The 19954-nt window shown below is 72.9% G+C and carries 18 protein-coding genes; 13 read left to right on the forward strand and 5 right to left on the reverse strand.

The window, feature by feature from the left end; all coding sequences use genetic code 11:
- Window positions 1-287: 287 nt before the first annotated feature.
- On the forward strand, window positions 288-863 hold the full coding sequence (locus ACWDAS_RS19395; protein ID WP_319132064.1) for a TerD family protein: 576 nt from the start codon (window positions 288-290) through the stop codon (window positions 861-863).
- A gap of 248 nt (window positions 864-1111) precedes the next feature.
- Here the strand turns inward: ACWDAS_RS19395 and ACWDAS_RS19400 are convergent, their stop codons facing one another.
- Window positions 1112-1549, reverse strand: a complete 438-nt coding sequence (locus tag ACWDAS_RS19400; protein ID WP_450392170.1) for a MarR family winged helix-turn-helix transcriptional regulator — start codon at window positions 1547-1549, stop codon at window positions 1112-1114.
- 56 nt (window positions 1550-1605) lie between these two features.
- Window positions 1606-4077: a SpoIIE family protein phosphatase gene (locus ACWDAS_RS19405; protein ID WP_450392172.1), complete on the reverse strand. Its 2472-nt coding sequence runs from the start codon at window positions 4075-4077 to the stop codon at window positions 1606-1608.
- Window positions 4078-4230: 153 nt separating this feature from the next.
- Between ACWDAS_RS19405 and ACWDAS_RS19410 the strand changes: the two genes are divergently transcribed.
- From ACWDAS_RS19410 to ACWDAS_RS19420, 3 genes are all read left to right on the forward strand, one after another.
- The gene (locus ACWDAS_RS19410; protein ID WP_450392175.1) at window positions 4231-5649 is read left to right on the forward strand and encodes a DUF2252 domain-containing protein; all 1419 of its coding nucleotides are present in this window, start codon (window positions 4231-4233) and stop codon (window positions 5647-5649) included.
- Between the two features lie 82 nt (window positions 5650-5731).
- Complete coding sequence (locus tag ACWDAS_RS19415; protein WP_450392177.1) at window positions 5732-6541, forward strand: hypothetical protein; 810 nt, start codon at window positions 5732-5734, stop codon at window positions 6539-6541.
- A 49-nt stretch (window positions 6542-6590) separates the two neighbouring features.
- Entirely contained in the window at window positions 6591-6923 is a 333-nt protein-coding gene (locus ACWDAS_RS19420) for a rhodanese-like domain-containing protein (RefSeq protein WP_450392180.1), read from the forward strand.
- Between the two features lie 25 nt (window positions 6924-6948).
- On the opposite strand, the gene ACWDAS_RS19425 is transcribed toward ACWDAS_RS19420, so the two are convergent.
- Window positions 6949-8064 carry an acyl-CoA dehydrogenase family protein gene (locus ACWDAS_RS19425; RefSeq protein WP_450392182.1) on the reverse strand — a complete coding sequence of 372 codons (1116 nt, stop codon included), beginning with the start codon at window positions 8062-8064 and terminating at the stop codon, window positions 6949-6951.
- A gap of 187 nt (window positions 8065-8251) precedes the next feature.
- On the opposite strand from ACWDAS_RS19425, the gene ACWDAS_RS19430 reads away from it, so the two are divergent.
- From ACWDAS_RS19430 to ACWDAS_RS19440, 3 genes are read left to right on the forward strand one after another with little or no spacing between them, the layout of a single operon-like run.
- A complete protein-coding gene (locus ACWDAS_RS19430; protein WP_450392185.1) occupies window positions 8252-8920 on the forward strand; it encodes a DUF5819 family protein in 669 nt (222 codons plus the stop codon).
- An 8-nt stretch (window positions 8921-8928) separates the two neighbouring features.
- Complete coding sequence (locus ACWDAS_RS19435; RefSeq protein ID WP_450392569.1) at window positions 8929-10296, forward strand: HTTM domain-containing protein; 1368 nt, start codon at window positions 8929-8931, stop codon at window positions 10294-10296.
- Window positions 10293-10997, forward strand: coding sequence for a TrmH family RNA methyltransferase (locus tag ACWDAS_RS19440; RefSeq protein ID WP_450392188.1), 705 nt, complete (start codon window positions 10293-10295; stop codon window positions 10995-10997). The genes ACWDAS_RS19435 and ACWDAS_RS19440 overlap by 4 nt, the downstream gene beginning before the upstream one ends.
- Before the next feature lie 42 nt (window positions 10998-11039).
- On the opposite strand, the gene paaN is transcribed toward ACWDAS_RS19440, so the two are convergent.
- On the reverse strand, window positions 11040-12716 hold the full coding sequence (gene paaN, locus ACWDAS_RS19445) for a phenylacetic acid degradation protein PaaN (RefSeq protein ID WP_450392191.1): 1677 nt from the start codon (window positions 12714-12716) through the stop codon (window positions 11040-11042).
- 131 nt (window positions 12717-12847) lie between these two features.
- On the opposite strand from paaN, the gene ACWDAS_RS19450 reads away from it, so the two are divergent.
- Genes ACWDAS_RS19450 through ACWDAS_RS19460 form a run of 3 tightly spaced genes read left to right on the forward strand, consistent with a single transcriptional unit; the run spans window position 12848 to window position 15750 of the window.
- A complete protein-coding gene (locus tag ACWDAS_RS19450; RefSeq protein WP_450392194.1) occupies window positions 12848-14368 on the forward strand; it encodes a 3-hydroxyacyl-CoA dehydrogenase in 1521 nt (506 codons plus the stop codon).
- Window positions 14369-14370: 2 nt separating this feature from the next.
- Window positions 14371-14988: a TetR/AcrR family transcriptional regulator gene (locus ACWDAS_RS19455; RefSeq protein ID WP_450392196.1), complete on the forward strand. Its 618-nt coding sequence runs from the start codon at window positions 14371-14373 to the stop codon at window positions 14986-14988.
- 33 nt (window positions 14989-15021) lie between these two features.
- Complete coding sequence (locus tag ACWDAS_RS19460; RefSeq protein WP_450392198.1) at window positions 15022-15750, forward strand: alpha/beta hydrolase family protein; 729 nt, start codon at window positions 15022-15024, stop codon at window positions 15748-15750.
- Window positions 15751-15790: 40 nt separating this feature from the next.
- Here the strand turns inward: ACWDAS_RS19460 and ACWDAS_RS19465 are convergent, their stop codons facing one another.
- Window positions 15791-16333, reverse strand: a complete 543-nt coding sequence (locus ACWDAS_RS19465; protein ID WP_450392201.1) for an Lrp/AsnC family transcriptional regulator — start codon at window positions 16331-16333, stop codon at window positions 15791-15793.
- A 149-nt stretch (window positions 16334-16482) separates the two neighbouring features.
- Here ACWDAS_RS19465 and pdhA point away from each other — a divergent pair, with 149 nt between their 5' ends.
- The 3 genes from pdhA to ACWDAS_RS19480 are packed head-to-tail and all read left to right on the forward strand — an operon-like array spanning window position 16483 to window position 19945.
- A complete protein-coding gene (gene pdhA, locus ACWDAS_RS19470) occupies window positions 16483-17583 on the forward strand; it encodes a pyruvate dehydrogenase (acetyl-transferring) E1 component subunit alpha (RefSeq protein ID WP_450392203.1) in 1101 nt (366 codons plus the stop codon).
- Entirely contained in the window at window positions 17580-18605 is a 1026-nt protein-coding gene (locus ACWDAS_RS19475) for an alpha-ketoacid dehydrogenase subunit beta (protein WP_450392206.1), read from the forward strand. The genes pdhA and ACWDAS_RS19475 overlap by 4 nt, the downstream gene beginning before the upstream one ends.
- Window positions 18605-19945, forward strand: a complete 1341-nt coding sequence (locus tag ACWDAS_RS19480; protein WP_450392208.1) for a dihydrolipoamide acetyltransferase family protein — start codon at window positions 18605-18607, stop codon at window positions 19943-19945. Before ACWDAS_RS19475 ends, ACWDAS_RS19480 begins: the two co-directional genes overlap by 1 nt.
- Window positions 19946-19954 lie beyond the last annotated feature (9 nt).

Genomic DNA, 19954 nt, shown 5'->3' on the forward strand with positions numbered 1-19954 from the left:
CCACCAGGCCCACCGGGAAGGACAGTGTGGAACCGACCGCCGGGAAGCTCGGGGTGGCAGGCGGGTTCCCGCAGGTCGGCGGCTTCCAGCCGTAGTGATGGGGGAGGCACCGTGGCCCCGGTGGCCAGGCGGCCTTCCCCCGCTCCCGTCTTCGCCGTACGGGTGTGTACGGCACTCAGGTGAAGCGGCACGGAGCCGGGAACCCACGCCCCGGGAGCGCCGTTGAATCCATTGGGCAAAGGAATCGTCAAGGGGCGCGGCCCGCGCCGGAAGAGCAGGGAGATCCCATGGGTGTCAGCCTTTCCAAGGGCGGCAATGTCTCGCTGACGAAGGAGGCCCCGGGACTGACCGCGGTCACCGTCGGTCTGGGCTGGGACGTCCGTACGACCACCGGCACCGACTTCGACCTCGACGCGAGCGCGCTCCTGGTCAACGCCGACAGCAAGGTCGTCTCGGACAAGCACTTCGTGTTCTTCAACAACCTGAAGAGCCCGGAGGGCTCGGTGGAGCACACCGGCGACAACCTCACCGGCGAGGGTGAGGGCGACGACGAGCAGGTGAAGGTGAACCTGGCCACCGTGCCGGCCGAGGTCGAGAAGATCGTCTTCCCGGTGTCGATCTACGAAGCCGAGAGCCGCCAGCAGTCGTTCGGCCAGGTCCGCAACGCGTTCATCCGCGTGGTCAACCAGGCCGACAACAACGAGCTCGCCCGCTACGACCTCTCCGAGGACGCCTCGACCGAGACGGCGATGGTCTTCGGCGAGCTGTACCGCAACGGCGCCGAGTGGAAGTTCCGCGCCGTCGGCCAGGGCTACGCCTCGGGCCTGCGCGGCATCGCGCAGGACTTCGGCGTCAACCTGTGAGGTAGCCGGACGCCCCCGGGCGGACGGTGCGTGCGACGACACAGGGCCGCGTGGCGCATGCCACGCGGCCCTCTTGCGCGTTTGCGGCCGGAGCCGCGGTCGGACCTCCCGGACGCCGGAAGGTCAGGCGACGCGCGTCGCGAGTTGCGCTGGGTGAGCTGGGTTCGTGGGCGGAGAGGTACCTGCCCGACGAGGTTCCCTGCCCGGACGGCGGCGCCGAAGCCTGCGGCTGATCGACTGACGGCACGTCATCCCCGTTGCGGAGCGGCCTCGTTGTAACGGGTCAGATAGGCCGCGAACCGCTCCAGGTCGGCGTCCTCCCAGTCCGCCAGCCTGCCGCGGACGCTGCGCCGCGCCGCGCGGGTCGCCTCGGCCAGCACGGCCGCACCGGCCGCGGTCGGCAGCAGCACCTGGACGCGGTGGTCGCAGGGGTCGGTACGCCGCTCGACGAAGCCCAGCCGCTCCAGGGCGGCCACCTGGCGGCTGACCGTCGACTTGTCGAGCAGGAAGGCCTGCGCGAGGTCCGTGGCCCGGCAGTCCGGCCGGTCGCTCATGTACGTCAGCAGCGTGTACGCGACCAGCGACAGCTGCGGATGCATGCGTGCGGCCGCGGCGCGGGCCCGGCGGGCGAACGCGACCATCTCACGGTGGATGGTCTCGATGGACGCGTCTTTGCGGGCCGGCATTCCCGCAGATTACATCCGGCCAGGGCGCAATGGTTTCCAGCCATTCGCGCGGACGGTCAGACGGGCAGCGGCAGCTCGAACCAGACGACCTTGCCGACCGCCTTGCGGCTGGTGCCCCAGCGCCGGGAGAAGTTGCTGACCAGGGCCAGGCCCCGGCCCTCCTCGTCGTCGGCGTCCGCGCGGCGCAGCTGCGGCAGGTTGTGGTCGTCGTCGCTGACCTCGACCAGCAGCTTGCCGACCCGCATCAGCCGCAGCGACACCTCGTGCGAGGCGGCCCGCAGCGCGTTGGTCACCAGCTCGCTCACCAGCAGTTCGGTCAGATCGCTCAGCCCCTGCAGACCCCACAGCGCCAGTTGCTCGCGGGTGAGCGCGCGGGCCCTCCGGACGTCGGAGAGGTCCATCGTCAGCCGCCACTCGACGACGTCCTCGGGCGGGATGCCCTGGAAGTTGGCGACCAGCAGTGCCACATCGTCGCGGCGGTCGTCGGAATGGACCCGGCTGAGGATCTGCTCGCAGACGTCCTCGGGGGTCTGCTGCGGCTCGATGACGTTGGAGCAGAGCGCCGCCAGGCCGGCGTCTATCCCCTGGCCGCGCACCTCCACCAGGCCGTCGGTGCACAGCACCAGCCAACTGCCGTCCGGGACGGGGATCTCGACCGTCTCGAAGGGCACGCCGCCGACCCCGATCGGGGCGCCCTTCGGGATCTGCAGCAGTTCGCTGCGGCCGTCGTGCCGGGCCAGCACCGGCGGGATGTGGCCGGCGTTGGCGAGGGTCAGAGTGCGGTGGATCGGGTCGTAGACCGCGTACACACAGGTCGCCAGGTGCTCGGCGCCGAGGCGGTGGGCGAGGTTGTCCAGGTGGCGCAGCAACTGCGCGGGCGGCAGGTCGAGTGCGGCCATCGTGATCACCGAGGTGCGGAACTGGCCCATCACGGCGGCCGACAGCAGCCCGTGGCCCATGACGTCGCCGACAATCAGCGCCACGCGCCCGCCGGGGAGCTGGATGGCGTCGAACCAGTCGCCGCCGACCTGGGCCTGGCGGTCGCCGGGCATGTAGTGGTGGGCGATCCGCACCCCGGGGATGCGGGGCGGGCGGGTCGGCATCATGCTGCGCTGCAGGGTCGCGGCGGCGCGCGACTCCAGTCGGTGAAGCCTGGCGTTGTCCAGGTGCACCGCGCCGCGCGCGGCGACCTCGGCGGCGGTCGCGGCGTCCTTGGCGTCGAAGGGGCGGCGCCCGGGGTGGCGCAGGAAGCACATCCGGCCCAGCACCGTGCCGCGCGCGGTCAGCGGTACGACGATCATCGACCGCTCGGGCAGTAGCGGGCCGAGCCCGGGAACGCCCAGGTCGAGCGCGATGTCCCGGGCGAGCGCGGGGTCTATCACCGGTACGAGCAGCGGCTCGCCGAGGCGCGGGGTGGAGTCGGCGGGGAGCGGGATCAGCTCGCCCTCCGGGAGGGCGGCCGCCCAGGGGCCCGGGGGCGTGGGGTCGGTGTGGGCGACGGCGACCCGGCGGGCGACGATCGTGTCCCCGGTGAGGTCGTCCTTGGGCGGCTCGGTGTCGGAGAACAGCTGGTCGACGACGAGGATCGCGGCGAAGTCGGCGAAGCGCGGCACGGTGACGGCGCACAGCTCGCGGGCGGTGGTCTCCAGGTCGAGGGTCGTGCCGACCTTGGCCCCGGTCTCGCGCAGCAGCGCCAGCTGCTCGTCCAGTACGTGCCCGGGGGCGAGCGAGGCTGCGGGCGCCGCCGCGGGAACCAGCGCCGGGGGCGTGGCGTCGCCGCGCGGGCCGGGCAGCAACTCCCGGCGCGGGGCGGGCCGGGTGGGGCGGGCCGTACGTCCGGTGGCGGGGTTCGCGGCGGGCCGCGCCGCGTTCGTCCCGTGCTCCTCCGGCAGCACGGGGAGCAGCACCGTGCCGTCGATCTCCACCGCCGGATAGCCCAGGGGCACGATCTGACGGACGATCCGGTCCAGCCGGCCCGCGCTGACCCGGGGCAGCACCGAACCCAGCCGGCCGGCCAGGTGCTCGGCGTGCGCGGGGTCGGCGACCGGGGCGAGGCGCGCGGTGACGCGGACGCCGCCGCGGGCGGTGGTGCCGTCGGCGGTGTAGGGCAGCAGACGGTCGCCGAGCGCGAGGCGCGGCCCGGTGTCGCGCAGCGGCCGGGCGTTGGCGGCGATCACCAGCAGGCTGCGGCCGGCCGGCTCCATGATGCGGTAGGACCACCACATCATGTCCTTCACGCCGCCGTCGCGGTCGGTGGTGGGCAGTGCGCCGGCCCAGGCGGACCGGGTGAGGTCGTCCAGGACCTCCAGGGCGTCCTGCTCGCCGGGATGACGGCCCGCGGTGTGCGGCAGCAGCCCGGTCGCCGGGCGGCCGAACACGCCTTCCCAGCGGTGGCCGAAGAGCTCCTCGGCACCGCGGTTCCAGTAGGAGATGTCGCCGTCGGGGCCGACGCAGAGCACGGCGAGGCGTACGAGCGCGGATACACCGGTGGCTGCGAGCGGGGTCGTGGTCGTGGGGAGCCTGGTCATCTCGTCCAACGTCGGGCACCTGCGGTTCGGCTGCGGTTCGGCGCGGAAGGCTGAAAGAGCATCAGGGTCGGGTCTTCACCGTCCAGGCAAGCATGAAACGTCGGACGCGGTCCGGTAAATGGCTAGATTGCCCCCAGGAGTGACCAACCGGGCATGGCCCATGGGGAGGGAGAGCACGTGGAGCAGAGGGTTCCGCACATCGCGGGGTTCGCGAGATGGCCGCACGACGGCGCCCCGAAGCAGGAGGGCAAGGCTCTGCGGCAGACGGTGCCGCGCGAGGCGCACGCCGCTTTCGTCCCGGGCGCCGACCGGCCGGGCGCGGTGGAGGCGGTGCGGGAGTCCGGCCGGGGGCGCATCCCCGAACTCGTCCCGCTGCGGGTCGGGCGGATGGCGGCGAGCCCCTTCGCCTTCCTGCGCGGCTCGGCCGGGCTGATGGCCGCCGACCTCGCGGGCGGCCCGGTCACCGGTATCGGCGCCCAGATCTGCGGTGACGCGCACGCCGGCAACTTCGGCCTGTACGGGGACCACCTCGGCCGGCTGGTCATGGACATCAACGACTTCGACGAGACCGTGCACGGCCCGTGGGAGTGGGACGTCAAGCGGCTCGCCGCCTCACTGGTACTGGCCGGCCGCGAGGCGGGGGCGGGCGAGGTCGAGTGCCGCGGCGCCGCCTTCGACGCGGTGGGCGCGTACCGGCGGACCATGCGGCTGCTGGCGAGGATGGCGGTGCTGGACGCCTGGCACGCCATCGCCGACGAGGAACTGGTCGCCCACGCCGACGCCCGTGACCTGGCGGGCACGCTGCGCCGGGTCGCCGGGAAGGCGCGCCGCAACACCAGCGCCAAGTTCGCGGCCGGGTCCACGGAGGAGACCGAGGGCGGCGGCCGCCGTTTCGTGGACGCGCCGCCCGTGCTGCGCCGGGTGCCGGACGAGGAGGCGGCGGCGGTCGCGAGCGCCCTGTCGGCGGCCGGTTACCTGGCGACGATCGGCGAGGACCGGCGGCCGCTGCTGGCCCGGTACGCGGTGCACGACGTCGCCTTCCGGGTGGTCGGCACGGGCAGCGTGGGCACCCGCTCGTACGTGGTGCTCCTCCTGGACCACCTCGGTCAGCCGCTGGTGCTCCAGGTGAAGGAGGCACGGCCCTCGGCGCTGCTGCCGTACCTGGGGAAGGCCGGGTTCGACGCGCCCGCGGTGGAGCACGAGGGGCGGCGCGTGGTGCTGGGGCAGAAGCGCATGCAGGTCGTCAGCGACAGCCTGCTGGGCTGGGCGGACGTGGCCGGCCGGCCGTACCAGGTGCGGCAGTTCCGCAACCGCAAGGGCAGCGTCGACCCGGCCGAGCTGCAGGCCGGCCTGATAGACGACTACGCGCGGATGACGGGCGCCCTGCTGGCCCGCGCGCACGCGCACAGCGCGGACCCCCGGCTGATCGCGGCGTACTGCGGCAAGGGCGAGCAGTTCGACGAGGCGGTGGCGGCCTTCGCGGTCGCGTACGCGGACCGGACCGAGGCGGACCACGCCGAGCTGCTGGCGGAGGTGCGTACCGGGCGGATCGCCGCGGAACCGGGCCTGTGAGGCACGGGGCCGGCGCGTTCCGGTACGGTCGGGAGGCCCGGACCCTGTGACCGGCGCCCCCCGCTCCTCGTAGGCTGGACCGGTGACGAATTCCTCCGGCACCGAATCGGCTGCCGCCTCCTCCGAACCGCAGGACCGGCTGGCCCAGGCGGTGCGCGCCGCCGAGCGGGCCCTGATCGAGTTCGAGATCGCGGTGGAGACCTTCAAGGTGGAGGTCGAGAACTTCTCCCGGCTGCACCACCAGAAGCTCGGCCCGATGTACGCACGGCTCGACGAGCTCGACGCGCTGATCGCCGAGGCGGTCGCGGCGAAGAGCGGCTCCCGCGAGGACATCCAGCGCGCCTGGGAGGCGCGGGCCCTGGTGATGCCCATGCCGGGGGTGGAGGAGCTCTTCGAGGGGCTGTTCGGCTCGGACGGGGTGCGGCCCCAGGAGGACCCGAACCCGCCGCGCCGGGTGCGCCCGGGCAAGGAGGCGCAGCGGCTCTACCGGGAGCTGGTCCGCAAGGCCCACCCTGACCTGGCGCAGGACGAGGCGGAGGTCGCACGCCGGAGCGAGTTCATCGCCAGGGTCAACGAGGCGTACACCTACGCCGACGAGGAGCGGCTGCGCGAACTGGCGGAGGAGTGGGAGGCCGGTCCGGTCCCCGAGGAGGCCAGGCCGAGCGAGGCCGAGGTGCTGTACGCGCGGCTGGAGTGGCTGGCGCAGCGCAAGGAGCAGCTGGCCGCCCTCGCCGCCGAGCTGGAGGACAGCGCGATCGCGCAGATGATGAAGCTCGCGCCGGACGACCCGGACGGGCTGCTCAACGAGATCGCGGAGAGTCTCCTCAACCAGGTGGCCAACCGCGAGGCGCGGCTGGCGGAGCTGGTGCGCTCGTCGAAGGGGCCCGTGTAGCGGGTCCGGTACGTTCGATGTGCACGCCCCGACCGAAGGAGTCCGTTCCATGTTCTACGCCCAGCTGCCCGCGGTGGACGCCGCACAGGTCCCGGCCGACGGTTACCTGCTCGACGTCCGGGAGCACGACGAGTGGGACGCGGGGCACGCCGACGGCGCGGTGCACATCCCGATGGGCGAGGTCGTGGCCCGTATCGAGGAGGTCCCGGCGGACCGCCGGGTGCACGTGGTGTGCCGGGTCGGCGGCCGCTCGGCGCAGGTCGCGCAGTACCTGATCGCGCAGGGCCTCGACGCGGTGAACGTCGACGGCGGCATGCTCGGCTGGGAGGCCGCCGGCCGCCCGCTGGTGGCGGACGGCGCGGGCCCGGCCCACGTGCTCTGAGGCCTGCGCGCAGGCCCCGGGGCCGTCAGGCCTCGGCGGCCAGCAGGTCGCCCAGCTCCTCCTCGTGGGCCGCGGCGGGGCCGAGCGAGAGCTCGAGCTGCTTGGCCCAGGCGTGGTAGCGGTGCAGCGGGTAGTCGGTGTCGGCGCCGAAGCCGCCGTGCAGGTGCTGCGCGGTCTGCACGACCCGGCGTACGCCCTCCGAGGCCCAGATCTTGGCGACCGCCACTTCGGCGGGGGCCAGCCGCCAGGCGGCCTGCCAGCAGGTGACCTCCATCGCACGCAGGTCGATGTAGCGGTCGGCGGACTGCATCGCCACCGCCTGGAAAGTGGCCAGCGGGTGCCCGAACTGCTCGCGCTTGCTCGTGTACGCGCCGGTCATCCGCAGGACGGCGGTGCCGAGGCCGAGCGCCAGGGCGCAGGTGCCGGTGGTCAGCAGCCGGCGCAGCCGGTCCCAGGCGCCCTCGGCGGTGATCACGTCGGAGGCGGCGACGCGGACCCCGTCCAGCCGGAGCTCGGCGTGGCGCTCCCCGCTGGTCGAGATCTGCTCGGCCGCGGTGACGGCCTCCCGGGGGACGAGCGCGAGGACGGTACGGCCCTCGGCGGCGGACGCCGGGACCAGGACGAGACCGGCGTGCGGGGCCCAGGGAACGGCGGTCTGGACGCCGTCGAGCAGCCAGTCCCGCCCGGACTCCGGCCCTTCCCCCGGCGCCGGGCGGGCGGTGACGGCGAGCTCCGCGCCGTCGTGGCCGGTGCGGCCCGCTGCGGCGACGGTGAGCACGAGGTCGCCGCGGCCGACCGCGGGCAGCAGCCGGGCGCGCAGCTCCTCGGGGCCGTGGGTCTGCACGGCGAGCGCGGCGGCGCAGGTCTCCAGCAGCGGCACCCTGGCCAGGACCGCCCCGGCCTCCCGCAGCACCAGGCAGAGCGCGACCGTGTCGAGGCCGGCGCCGCCGTACGCCTCGTCCAGCACCAGGCCCAGCAGGTCGGCGGCGGCCAGCCGTCGCCACAGCGGGCGGTCGAAGTCCTCCGCGACCGCGCCGGCGGTCAGTGCGGGACTCGGCACGGCGTCGGGCGCCACGCCGGAGAACACCGCCCGTGCCGCCTCGACGGCCGCCGTCTGCTCCTCGCTGAAGCCGAAGTCCATGGCCCGACCTCCCGCACGACTCGATTCTGACGGTGTGTCAGGTTAGGTGGGCCGGGCCGGGAAGTCCACATCCCCGTCGCCGCCGGCCGCACGGCGCCCCGCGATGACCGGGACGGCTGTACCGCACGCGTGTGGCATGAGTACCGTTCCGTGCTGAGCGAAACGCGGGGAACAGGAGCGAAGGACCATGGAGCCACCCGAGGAATCCGGGGGATCGACCGGGATAGCCGCGCTGTCGCCGCCCGCGCGGGTGGCGGTCGCGCTGGCGCTGGCCACGGCCGTGGTCGGCGTCGCGGTGCACCTCCTCATGGTCTTCCTGCACGTCGCGCCGGAGAACACCGCCACCAAGCAGCACGGGGACCTGGTCGGCGGCTACGTCTACCCCGAGTTCGAGCAGAACTGGAAACTCTTCGCGCCCAATCCGCTCCAGCAGAACATCCACGTGTGGGCGCGCGCCGACGTGCACAAGGACGACGGCACGAACGAGGTGACCGGCTGGGTCGACCTCACGGCCCTGGACGCGGCCGCCATCCGGCACAACATCGCCCCCAGCCACACGCAGCAGAACCAGCTGCGCCGGGCGTGGACCTTCTACAGCGCCAGCCACGGCGAGAACAACAAGCCGATCGGCATGCGGGGCGAGCTGAGCAGGCAGTACCTGCAGCGCATCGTGGAGCACCGCTTCGGGCCCCGGCTCAACGGCGGCGAGGTCGCCCGCGTCCAGGTGCGGACGGGCGCGACGCCGGTCGCCGCGCCGGAGTGGAGCCCGGAGAAGATCGACACGCGCACCGTCTTCCAGGTGCTGCCGTGGTGGAACTCCGACGTCGCGGACGGGCACCGGGAGGACGCGTCGTGAGCGAATCCATGAGCGAGCCCGTGGCCGAGCCTGTGGCCGAGCCCGCGGCCGGACCCGTGCGTGAGCCGGCGCGTGAACCCGTGAGCCGTCCCGCTCCCGTGCCGTCGCCCTTCGCGGGGCTGCCCGAAGCCGCCGCGAGGGGTCTGTCCCGCGGGCTGGTCCGGATCACCGGCACCGTCGTCGGCCCGTACCAGAGCGCCGTCGTACGCATCGGAATCTCGCTGACCTGGCTGCTGTTCCTGCTGCGCGAGTGGCCGCACCGGCGCGAGCTCTACGGGCCGGACGGGGCGTGGAGCTGGGACCTGGCGAACCGGCTCGTCGCCGACAACCACGCCTTCACCGTCCTGCTGTGGAGCAGGAGCGGCGCCTGGTTCGAGATCGTGTACGGGGGCGCGATCGTCGCCAGCGCCATGCTGCTGCTCGGCTGGCGCACCCGCACCGCCTCGCTGCTGTTCATGGTCGGCGTGCTGTCCCTGCAGAACCGCAGCGTGTTCGTCGGTGACGGCGGCGACAACGTGATCCACCTGATGGCGGTCTACCTGGTCGTCACACGCTGCGGACAGGTCTGGTCGCTCGACTCCCGTCGCCGGGTCAAGGGGCGGGAGGGTGACGCGGTCGGGATCGCGCTGTGGATCGTCCTCGGGCTGGTGCTCACCGTGGCGCAGCTGCTCGGCCGTACCGGCCTGACCTGGACCGACGGCCTGCTGCCGTGGCTGGGCTGGACCCCGTTCCTGTGGGGCTTCCTGCTGCTCCAGGCGGTGTGGTGGGCGGTGCGCCGGTACGCCCCGGGTGAGCCGCGCACCGTGCTCGACATCTTCGCCAACATCCTGCACGCCGCAGGCATGGTGGTGATCGTCGTGGAGGTGTGCCTGATCTACTCCACCGCGGGCTGGTACAAGATCCAGGGCTCACGCTGGCAGGACGGCACCGCGACCTACTACCCGCTGCACCTGGACGACTTCAGCCCGTGGCCCGAGCTCTCCCACGCGATGGCCGCCAGCGGCCTGATGATCATGGCGGTCACCTATGGAACGGTGATCGTCCAGGTGGCCTTCCCCTTCACCCTCTTCAATCGCCGTGTGAAGAACGTGCTGCTCGCGCTCATGATCGTCGAGCACACCTCGATCGCGGTGGTCCTCGGACTGCCGTTCTTCTCGCTCGCGATGATCGCCGGAGACGCGGTCTTCCTGCCGACCGGCTTCCTGCGCTGGGTGGGCGACCGGGTGGCGCGCCTCGTGCGGCGCGGCGGCGGCCCTGCGCAGGACGAAGGCGGCGACCGGGAGCCGGAGGGCGCGGAAGCCGAGGCGGAGGCGGAGGCGGGGCTGCGAGGGCCGGGACCGGCCACCGAGCCCGCCCCCTCTAACCTCGTGGTGTGAGCACCAGCCAGGACGACGCGGCCGAGCCGCTGCAGTACGACGACGGCTTCGGCCCCGAGATCGGGGTCGGGCCGCACCCGCGACCCTGGCCGGAGGACCCGCGGTACGACCGCGGGCTGCTCGCGCAGGGCGACCGCCGCAATGTGGTGGACGAGTACCGCTACTGGACGCGGGAGGCGATCGTCGCCGACCTGGACACCCGGCGGCACGACTTCCATGTCGCGGTCGAGAACTGGCAGCACGACTTCAACATCGGCTCCGTGGTGCGCACCGCCAACGCCTTCCTGGCCAAGGAGGTGCACATCGTGGGGCGGCGGCGCTGGAACCGGCGCGGCGCCATGGTCACCGACCGCTACCAGCATGTGCGCCATCATCTGGACGTCGCGGCGCTGGCCGCCTGGGCGGCCGCGGAGGACCTGCCGATCATCGGGATCGACAACCTCCCCGGCGCCGTGCCGCTGGAGACCACCGAGCTGCCGCGGCGCTGTGTGCTGCTCTTCGGGCAGGAGGGGCCGGGGCTGACCGACGAGGCCTGGAAGCACGCCTCCGCGGTCTGCTCGATCGCGCAGTTCGGCTCCACGCGGTCGATCAACGCGGGTGCCGCGGCGGCCATCGCCATGCACGCCTGGATCCAGCGCTACGCACGGGTGTCCGCGCAGCAGCCCGCACAGCACCTCGCACAGCAGCCCCGTCCGGAGTGACAGGGCTCCGGACGGGGCTGCGAGGACGGGGGCGGAGCGGGATCAGACCGGGCGGCGGACCTCGATGACCCGGAAACGGCTCGCGACGAAGGCCCCGTCGCACAGGGCCGCGTTGGCGGCGGGGTTGCCGCCCGAGCCGTGGAAGTCGGAGAAGGCGGCCGTCTGGTTGACGTACACCCCGCCGGTCAGGTTGAGGGAGAGCTGCGCGGCCTCCTCCAGGCAGACCTCCTCGATCTGCCGCTCCACCTCGGCGGAGGTGGTGTAGGCGCCGACCGTCATCGCGCCCTTGTCCCGCACCGTGCGGCGCAGCAGGTCGACCGAATCCTTCGTGGAGTCCATCGCGACCGCGAAGGCGACCGGGCCGAAGCACTCGGACATGTAGGCGGCCTCGTCGTCAGGCTTGGCGCCGTCCAGCTTCACGATCACCGGGGTGCGGACCACGGCGTCCGGGAAGTCGGGGTGCGCGACCTCGCGGGAGGCGAGCGCGACCTCGCCCAAGGAGGCGGCGGCCTCCAGGCGGGCCTTCACATCGGGGTTGACCAGGGCGCCCAGCAGGGCGTTGGCCCGGGCGTCGTCGCCGAGCAGCCCGCCGACGGCGGCCGACAGATCGCCCACCACCTCGTCGAAGCCCTTGTGGCCGTCGTCGGTGGCGATGCCGTCGCGCGGGATCAGCAGATTCTGCGGGGTGGTGCACATCTGGCCGCTGTACAGGGACAGGGAGAAGGCCAGGTTGGACAGCAGGCCCTTGTAGTCGTCCGTGGAGTCGATGACGACGGTGTTGACGCCGGCCTTCTCGGTGAAGACCTGGGCCTGGCGGGCGTTCTCCTCCAGCCAGTCGCCGAAGGCGGTGGAGCCCGTGTAGTCGATGATGCGGACCTCGGGGCGGAGCGCCAGCGTCTTGGCCAGGCCTTCGCCGGGCCGCTCGGCGGCCAGGCAGACCAGGTTCGGGTCGAAGCCGGCCTCGGCGAGCACCTCGCGGGCGATCCCGACCGTCAGCGCCAGCGGCAGCACGGCGCGGGGGTGCGGCTTGACCACGACCGCGTTGCCGGTCGCCAGGGAGGCGAAGAGGCCCGGATACCCGTTCCAGGTGGGGAAGGTGTTGCAGCCGATCACGAGCGCGATGCCGCGCGGCACCGCCGTGAAGTCCTTGCGAAGGGTCAGCGGGTCGCGCTTGCCCTGCGGCTTGGCCCACTCGGCCGTGCCCGGGGTGCGGACCTGCTCGGCGTAGGCGTACGCGACGGCCTCGAGGCCGCGGTCCTGCGCGTGCGGGCCGCCGGCCTGGAAGGCCATCATGAAGGCCTGGCCGGAGGTGTGCATGACCGTGTGGGCCAGCTCCGTGGTGCGGGCGTTGATCCGGGCCAGGATCTCCAGGCAGACCAGGGCCCGGTTCTCGGGACCGGCCTCGCGCCAGGCGGGCATCGCGGCCTTCATCGCGGGAAGCAGCACGTCGACGTCCGGGTGCGGATACTCCACGCCCAGCTCGATGCCGTACGGGGACACCTCGCCGCCGGTCCAGCCGTCGGTGCCGGGCTGGTCCAGGTCGAAGCGGGTGCCGCGCAGGGCGTCGAACGCGGCCTGGGCGGTCTCGCCGTCCGCGTATGCCTTCGGGTGCTCGGGGTACGGAGACCAGTACTCGCGGGTACGGATCGTCTCGAGCGCCTTGTCGAGCGTCTCGCGATGCTTTTCGATCAACGGGACAGCGGTGAGATCGGCAGCCATGGGGCCAACTCCTCGTCGAGCTGGATTGGGGTGGGCAGGGTGCTGGCTTCACCGCTAGATTAACCGAATGTTCGGTCGGGACAAGGGGGCCGGCCGAAGCTGTGGACAACTGGCGAGGAGCAGTGGCGGCGATGAGCGCTCTTGACCGATCCAGCACGATCGCGGTTGTCGGCGCGGGCACGATGGGCCAGGGAATCGCCCAGGTCGCGCTGGTCGCGGGGCATTCCGTACGGCTCTACGACGCGGGCCCGGGCCGCGCCGAACAGGCCGAGCGGGCCATAGCGCACCGGCTGGACCGCCTGGTGGAGAAGGGCCGGCTGCCCGCCGCCGAGCGGGACGCGGCCTGCGGCCGGCTCTCGGCGGCCCGGGAGATCGAGGAACTGGCGGGCGTGTCGCTCGTCGTGGAGGCGATCCTGGAGGACCTGGGCGCCAAGCAGCAGCTCTTCACCGCCCTGGAGTCGGTGGTCGCCGAGGACTGCCTGCTGGCCACCAACACCTCCTCCCTGTCGGTGACCGCCGTCGGCGGCGTCCTGCGCCGGCCCGGCCGCTTCGTCGGGCTGCACTTCTTCAACCCGGCCCCGCTGCTCCCCCTGGTCGAGGTCGTCTCCGGCGCCGCCACCGACGAGGCGGCCGCCCGGACCGCGTACGACACGGCCGCCACCTGGGGCAAGACGCCCGTGCGCTGCGCCGACACCCCCGGCTTCATCGTCAACCGGGTCGCCCGCCCCTTCTACGCGGAGGCCTTCCGGCTCCACGAGGAGCGCGTCGCCGACCCCGCCACCATCGACGCGGTGCTGCGGGAGAGCGGCGGCTTCCGGATGGGCCCGTTCGAGCTCACCGACCTGATCGGCCAGGACGTCAACGAGGCCGTCACCCGCTCGGTGTGGGACTCGTTCTTCCAGGATCCGAAGTTCACCCCCTCCCTGGCGCAGCGGCGGCTGGTGGAGTCCGGGCGGCTCGGCCGCAAGAGCGGTCACGGCTGGTACGACTACGCCGAGGGCGCCGCCGCCCCGGCCCCCCACACCGCGGGGCCGGAGAAGCCGCCCGCCGAGGTCACCGTGTGCATGGGCGGCCGCGGCCCGGCCGCCGTGCTGCCCCAGCTGATCGCCGAGGCGGGGATCGAGGTGCTGGACGGGGAGGTCGCCGATCCGTACGACGGCTACATCGAGCTGCCCGGCGGCGGCCGGCTCTACCTGGCGGACGGCGGCCCGGCCACCACGGGCCCGGCAGTCGACTATGTGCAGTTCGACTTGGCGCTGGACTACCGGGCGGCCACCCGGGTCGCGATCGCGCCCTCCGACTCCGCGCGCCCGGAGACCGTGCAGGCGGCGATCGGGCTGTTCCAGGCGCTGGGCAAGCAGGTCAGCGTGATCGAGGACGTCCCGGGCATGATCGTCGCCCGTACCGTCGCCATGCTGGTGGACTTCGCCGCCGACGCCGTCGCCCGCGGGGTCGCCTCGCCCGAGGACATCGACTCCGCGATGCGGCTGGGCGTGAACTATCCGCGCGGTCCCCTCGCCTGGGGCGACGAACTGGGCCCTGAGTGGGTCCGCGAGGTGCTGCGCAACCTGCACCAGGCCTGCCCCGGCGGACGTTACGCGCCGTCCCGTCTGCTGAACCGCCGCGCGGCGGTCGAGGGGGGACTGCTCTAATCATGGCCATGGCACAGCGCGACACTCCCGCACCCAAGCGGGACACCTACACCCCGGACTCGCTGCTCGCCGTGGCCGTGGAAGTCTTCATCGAGCGCGGGTACGACGGCACGTCCATGGAGCACCTGTCGCGGGCCGCCGGCATCTCCAAGTCCTCCATCTACCACCATGTGCGGGGCAAGGAGGAACTCCTGCAGCGCGCGGTCGGCCGTGCCCTGGACGGCCTCTTCGGCATCCTGGAGGAGCCCGGTGCGCGCAACGGGCGGGCCGTCGAGCGGCTGGAGTACGTCACGCGCCGTACGACCGAGGTGCTGACGACGGAACTGCCGTACGTCACGCTGCTGCTGCGGGTGCGCGGGAACACCAAGACCGAGCGCTGGGCCATGGAACGCCGCAGGGAGTTCGACCACCGGGTCGCCGACCTGCTGAAGTCGGCCGTCGCGGAGGGGGATCTGCGCGGTGACGTGGAACCCAGGCTCGCGACCAGGCTGCTCTTCGGAATGATCAACTCCATAGTCGAGTGGTACCAGCCGCACACGGCCGGTACCCGGGATCAGGACGAGGCCGCGGTCGTGGACGCCGTGGTCCGGCTGGCCTTCGACGGGCTGCGCGTCTCTTGACGTTGGTCCAGACCTGGCTTCACGATCAGGGTCATGTCAGCCCTCTTCCGTGCCCGTCTGTGCGCCGTCCCGGCCGCCGTCCTGCTGCTCACCGCATGCGGCGGGGGTGACGGTGGCGGTCAGGCCGCCGACGCCACGCCGCCGGAGGACTTCGGCTGTCTGACGGCCGCGCAGGCGAAGTCGGGCTCCGTCAGCTACGACGACACCGACGACAACCCCGTGGACGCCTGGTTCGCGGGCAAGGGCGACGCCGCCGTCCTGCTGATGCACCAGTCGGACGGAGACCTGTGCCAGTGGCTGCCGCAGGCGGAACTCCTGCTGAAGGACGGCTACCGCGTCCTGGTCGTCGACTCCAACGGCAGTGAGGTGCCCGAGGTCGTGGGCGGGGTGGGCTTCCTGCGCGCCAAGGGCGTGAAGCACGTCCTGCTCATGGGCGCGTCGAAGGGCGGCACGGCCGTACTGGAGGGTGCGGCGGCGGTCGATCCGCCGGTCGACGCCGTGGTCTCGCTCTCCGCGCCCGAGGCGTACGGGACCATGGACGCGAGTTCCGCGGTGCCCCGGCTGACCGCGCCCGTGCTCTACATGGCCGCGGCCGGCGACACCGAGTTCGCCGAGTCCACCAAGGCGCTGAGCAAGGCGACGAAGAAGGCGGCCGAGAACAGGCTCGACATCGTCAGCGGACCCCAGCACGGGGTGGGCATGCTCACCTACGACCCGAACTGGGCCACCGTGACGTCCTTCCTGAAGAAGTACGCCGGGTAGCGCCTCCGGCGGAGCGATCGGCGGCGGGCCGGCCGGCTGGTCAGTCGGTCAGCACCCGGTCGGTCTCCTCGAAGACCAGCAGCGTGCGGCTGCTGAGCACCTCCGGCACAGCCTGGATGCGGGTGAGCACCAGCTCCCGCAGGCTGCGGTTGTCGGGGGTGTGCACGAGCAGCAGCACGTCGAAGTCCCCGCTGACCAGGGCGATGTGCGCCACTCCCGGCAGCTCCAGCAGCTTCTCGCGCACGGTGCGCCAGGAGTTCTGCACGATCTTCAGTGTGATGTACGCGGACGCGCCGTGGCCCGCGCGCTCGTGGTCGACCCGGGCCGTGAAGCCGCGGATGACCCCGTCCTCGATGAGCCGGTTGATCCGGGCATAGGCATTGGCGCGGGACACATGGACACGTTCCGCCACGGAACGTATCGACGCCCGGCCGTCCTCCTGCAGATACCGCAGGATCGCGCGGTCGATCGCGTCCAGCGGACGCACCGCCGCCGGACCGGAGTCCGGCGCCCCCGCCTGGGGTCCCGGGGAGCCGCCCCGAGAAATTTGGGAATCCGTCACGCCCCCGAGCCTCCCTAGCATGGACGTACTGGCTCCATCTCAGGGTGTGGAGAACCGTTTGTCCACAGGCGGAACACACCTGTAGCCAAAATGCCTCCGGCGACCGAACAATCGGTAGGGGAGCGATACCCGCTCCCTCGTTCGAACACGCCCACGAGGAGGTGCTCGCGATGACCGTCCTGGACCAGCATGTCTGGCACCCCCGCACCGACCCGGCGCCGCTGCTGCCCGACCCTGAGCCGTACCGACTGCTCGGCACCCCCGAGGCAGGCGCACTCGACGCCGGGCTGCTGACCACGATGTACGGACAGCTGGTGCGCGGCCGCCGCTACAACCGGCAGGCCACCGCGCTGACCAAGCAGGGCAGGCTCGCCGTCTACCCCTCCAGCACGGGCCAGGAGGCGTGCGAGATCGCCGCCGCGCTCGCCCTGGAGCCGCAGGACTGGCTGTTCCCCAGCTATCGCGACACCCTTGCCGCGGTCGCCCGCGGCGTCGACCCCGTGCAGGCGCTGACGCTGCTGCGCGGCGACTGGCACACCGGCTACGACCCGCGCGAGCACCGTGTCGCCCCGCTCAGCACGCCGCTGGCCACCCAGCTGCCGCACGCCGTCGGCCTCGCGCACGCCGCCAGGCTCAAGGGCGACGACGTCGTCGCGCTCGCCATGGTCGGCGACGGCGGCACCAGCGAGGGCGACTTCCACGAGGCGCTGAACTTCGCCGCCGTGTGGCGCTCCCCCGTCGTCTTCCTCGTGCAGAACAACGGCTTCGCCATCTCGGTGCCGCTCGCCAAGCAGACCGCCGCCCCGTCGCTGGCCCACAAGGCCGTCGGCTACGGGATGCCCGGGCGGCTCGTCGACGGCAACGACATCGCGGCCGTCCACGCCGTGCTCACCGAGGCCGTGGCCCGCGCCCGCGAGGGCGGCGGCCCGACGCTGGTGGAAGCCCTCACCTACCGCATGGACGCCCACACCAACGCCGACGACGCCACCCGCTACAGGGACGCGTCCGAGGTCGAGGCCTGGCGCGAGCACGACCCGATCGCCGTGCTGGAGCGCGCCCTGCGCGCCCGCGACCTGCTCGACGAGTCGCTGGTCAGCGATACCGAGGAGGAGGCGGAGCGCATGGCCGCCGCACTGCGCGAGCGGATGAACGAGGACCCGGTCCTGGATCCGATGGATCTGTTCGCACACGTCTACGCCGAGCCCACCCCGCAGCTGCGTGAGCAGGCCGCGATGCTGAGGGCCGAGCTGGAGGCCGAGGCACAGTCATGAGCACCGCCACCACCGCGACCCCCGTGGCCGCCGGGCGCAAGCCGGCCACCATGGCCCAGGCGCTCAACCGCGCGCTGCGCGACTCCCTCGCGGACGACCCTTCGGTCCACCTCTTCGGCGAGGACATCGGCACCCTCGGCGGCGTCTTCCGGATCACCGACGGCCTCGCCAAGGAGTTCGGCGACAGCCGCTGCACCGACACCCCGCTCGCCGAGGCCGGCATCCTGGGCACGGCCGTGGGCATGGCGATGTACGGCATGCGTCCCGTGGTCGAGATGCAGTTCGACGCCTTCGCCTACCCGGCGTTCGAGCAGCTCGTCAGCCATGTCGCCAAGATGCGCAACCGCACGCGCGGCACGATGCCGCTGCCCATCACCATCCGCGTGCCCTACGGCGGCGGCATCGGGGGTGTCGAGCACCACAGCGACGCCTCCGAGGCGTACTACACCCACACCCCCGGTCTGCACGTCGTCACGCCGGCCACGGTCGCGGACGCCTACGGGCTGCTGAGGGCCTCGATCGCCTCCGACGACCCGGTGATCTTCCTCGAGCCCAAGCGGCTGTACTGGTCCAAGGCCGACTGGTCGGCGGACGAGCCGGAGGAGGTGGCTCCCATCGGGCGGGCCGTCGTCCGCCGCAGCGGCCGCTCCGCCACCCTCATCACCTACGGCCCGTCGCTCCCGGTCTGCCTGGAGGCGGCGGAGGCCGCCGTGCACGAGGGCTGGGACCTGGAGGTCGTCGACCTGCGCAGCCTGGTGCCCTTCGACGACGAGACGGTCGCCGCTTCGGTGCGCCGCACCGGCCGCGCGGTCGTCGTCCACGAGTCCTCGGGTTTCGGCGGCGTGGGCGCCGAGATCGCCGCACGCGTCACCGAGCGCTGCTTCCACCACCTGGAGGCCCCGGTCCTGCGGGTCGCCGGCTTCGACATCCCCTATCCGCCGCCGATGCTGGAGCGGCACCACCTGCCCGGCGTCGACCGCATCCTCGACGCGGTCGGGCGGCTGCAGTGGGAGGAGGCGTGATGGCCGTCGTCCGTGAGTTCGCCCTTCCCGACCTGGGTGAGGGACTGACCGAGGCCGAGATCGTGCGGTGGCTGGTGCAGGTCGGCGAGGTCGTCGCCATCGACCAGCCGGTCGTCGAGGTCGAGACGGCCAAGGCCGTCGTCGAGGTGCCCTGCCCCTACGGCGGGGTGGTCACCGCGCGCTTCGGCGAGGAGGGCGAGACCCTCGACGTCGGGCGGCCGCTGCTGACGGTCGCCGTCGGCTCCCCCGACGGGCACGCCGCCCCTGCTTCCCCCGCTCCCGCCGCCTCCGCCGACGGTGACTCCGGTTCCGGCAATGTGCTGGTCGGCTACGGCACCAGCGCCCCCGCGGCCCGCCGCCGCAGGGTGCGCCCGGTAGCGGCACCGGCACCGGCTGCCGCGCCCGCCCCGGCTCCCGTACCGGCGGCGGTCGCCGTCGCGGCCCCGGCCCGTCACGACGAGGGTCCCGTCGCCGTCATCTCCCCGCTGGTGCGGCGCAGGGCCCGTGAGCACGGGCTCGACCTGCGCGCGCTGACCGGGTCCGGCCCCGACGGGCTGATCCTGCGGTCCGACGTCGAGCGGGCCATCACGTCCGCGTCCGCGGCGCCGGTCACGGCCGCCGCCCCCGCGGCGTCCGCCGCTCCGTCCGCCGAGGCCACGCGCATCCCGCTGCGCGGCATCCGCGGCGCCGTGGCCGAGAAGCTCGGCCGCAGCCGGCGGGAGATCCCCGACGCCACCTGCTGGGTGGACGCCGACGCGACGGAGCTGCTCGCCGCACGCGCGGCGATGAACGCCTCGGGAGGTCCCAAGGTCTCGGTCCTCGCGCTGTTCGCGCGAATCTGCACGGCGGCCCTCGCCCGGTATCCGGAGCTCAACTCCACCGTGGACACCGAGCGCGGCGAGATCGTCGTGCTGCCGGAGGTGCACATCGGCTTCGCGGCGCAGACCGACCGTGGTCTCGTCGTGCCGGTCGTCCGGGACGCCCACCGGCGCACCACGCAGGAGCTGTCGGCGGAGATCGGCCGGCTCACCGAGGCGGCCCGCTCCGGTGGCCTGACCCCGGCTCAGCTGACCGGCGGGACCTTCACGCTCAACAACTACGGCGTGTTCGGTGTCGACGGCTCCACACCGATCATCAACCACCCCGAGGCCGCGATGCTCGGCGTCGGCCGGATCACACCCAAACCATGGGTGCACCAGGGCGAACTGGCGGTGCGCCAGGTGGTCCAGCTGTCGTTCACCTTCGACCACCGGGTGTGCGACGGCGGCACCGCGGGCGGTTTCCTCCGCTTCGTCGCCGACTGCGTGGAACAACCGGCGGTGCTGCTGCGCGCGGTGTGAACGCGTCAC

The sequence above is a fragment of the Streptomyces sp. NPDC001070 genome (assembly GCF_053598835.1).

Bases quoted from the DNA above. Each gene is read 5' to 3' on its own strand.
- ACWDAS_RS19410 (WP_450392175.1), top strand. From the start codon at position 4,231: ATGGCCCATGGGGAGGGAGAGCACGTGGAGCAGAGGGTTCCGCACATC.
- ACWDAS_RS19400 (WP_450392170.1), bottom strand. From the start codon at position 1,549: ATGCCGGCCCGCAAAGACGCGTCCATCGAGACCATCCACCGTGAGATG.
- ACWDAS_RS19475 (WP_450392206.1), top strand. From the start codon at position 17,580: ATGAGCACCGCCACCACCGCGACCCCCGTGGCCGCCGGGCGCAAGCCG.
- ACWDAS_RS19430 (WP_450392185.1), top strand. From the start codon at position 8,252: ATGGAGCCACCCGAGGAATCCGGGGGATCGACCGGGATAGCCGCGCTG.
- ACWDAS_RS19420 (WP_450392180.1), top strand. From the start codon at position 6,591: ATGTTCTACGCCCAGCTGCCCGCGGTGGACGCCGCACAGGTCCCGGCC.
- ACWDAS_RS19425 (WP_450392182.1), bottom strand. From the start codon at position 8,064: ATGGACTTCGGCTTCAGCGAGGAGCAGACGGCGGCCGTCGAGGCGGCA.
- pdhA (WP_450392203.1), top strand. From the start codon at position 16,483: ATGACCGTCCTGGACCAGCATGTCTGGCACCCCCGCACCGACCCGGCG.
- ACWDAS_RS19460 (WP_450392198.1), top strand. From the start codon at position 15,022: ATGTCAGCCCTCTTCCGTGCCCGTCTGTGCGCCGTCCCGGCCGCCGTC.
- ACWDAS_RS19480 (WP_450392208.1), top strand. From the start codon at position 18,605: ATGGCCGTCGTCCGTGAGTTCGCCCTTCCCGACCTGGGTGAGGGACTG.
- ACWDAS_RS19435 (WP_450392569.1), top strand. From the start codon at position 8,929: ATGAGCGAGCCCGTGGCCGAGCCTGTGGCCGAGCCCGCGGCCGGACCC.
- ACWDAS_RS19395 (WP_319132064.1), top strand. From the start codon at position 288: ATGGGTGTCAGCCTTTCCAAGGGCGGCAATGTCTCGCTGACGAAGGAG.
- ACWDAS_RS19465 (WP_450392201.1), bottom strand. From the start codon at position 16,333: ATGCTAGGGAGGCTCGGGGGCGTGACGGATTCCCAAATTTCTCGGGGC.
- ACWDAS_RS19405 (WP_450392172.1), bottom strand. From the start codon at position 4,077: ATGACCAGGCTCCCCACGACCACGACCCCGCTCGCAGCCACCGGTGTA.
- paaN (WP_450392191.1), bottom strand. From the start codon at position 12,716: ATGGCTGCCGATCTCACCGCTGTCCCGTTGATCGAAAAGCATCGCGAG.
- ACWDAS_RS19450 (WP_450392194.1), top strand. From the start codon at position 12,848: ATGAGCGCTCTTGACCGATCCAGCACGATCGCGGTTGTCGGCGCGGGC.
- ACWDAS_RS19455 (WP_450392196.1), top strand. From the start codon at position 14,371: ATGGCCATGGCACAGCGCGACACTCCCGCACCCAAGCGGGACACCTAC.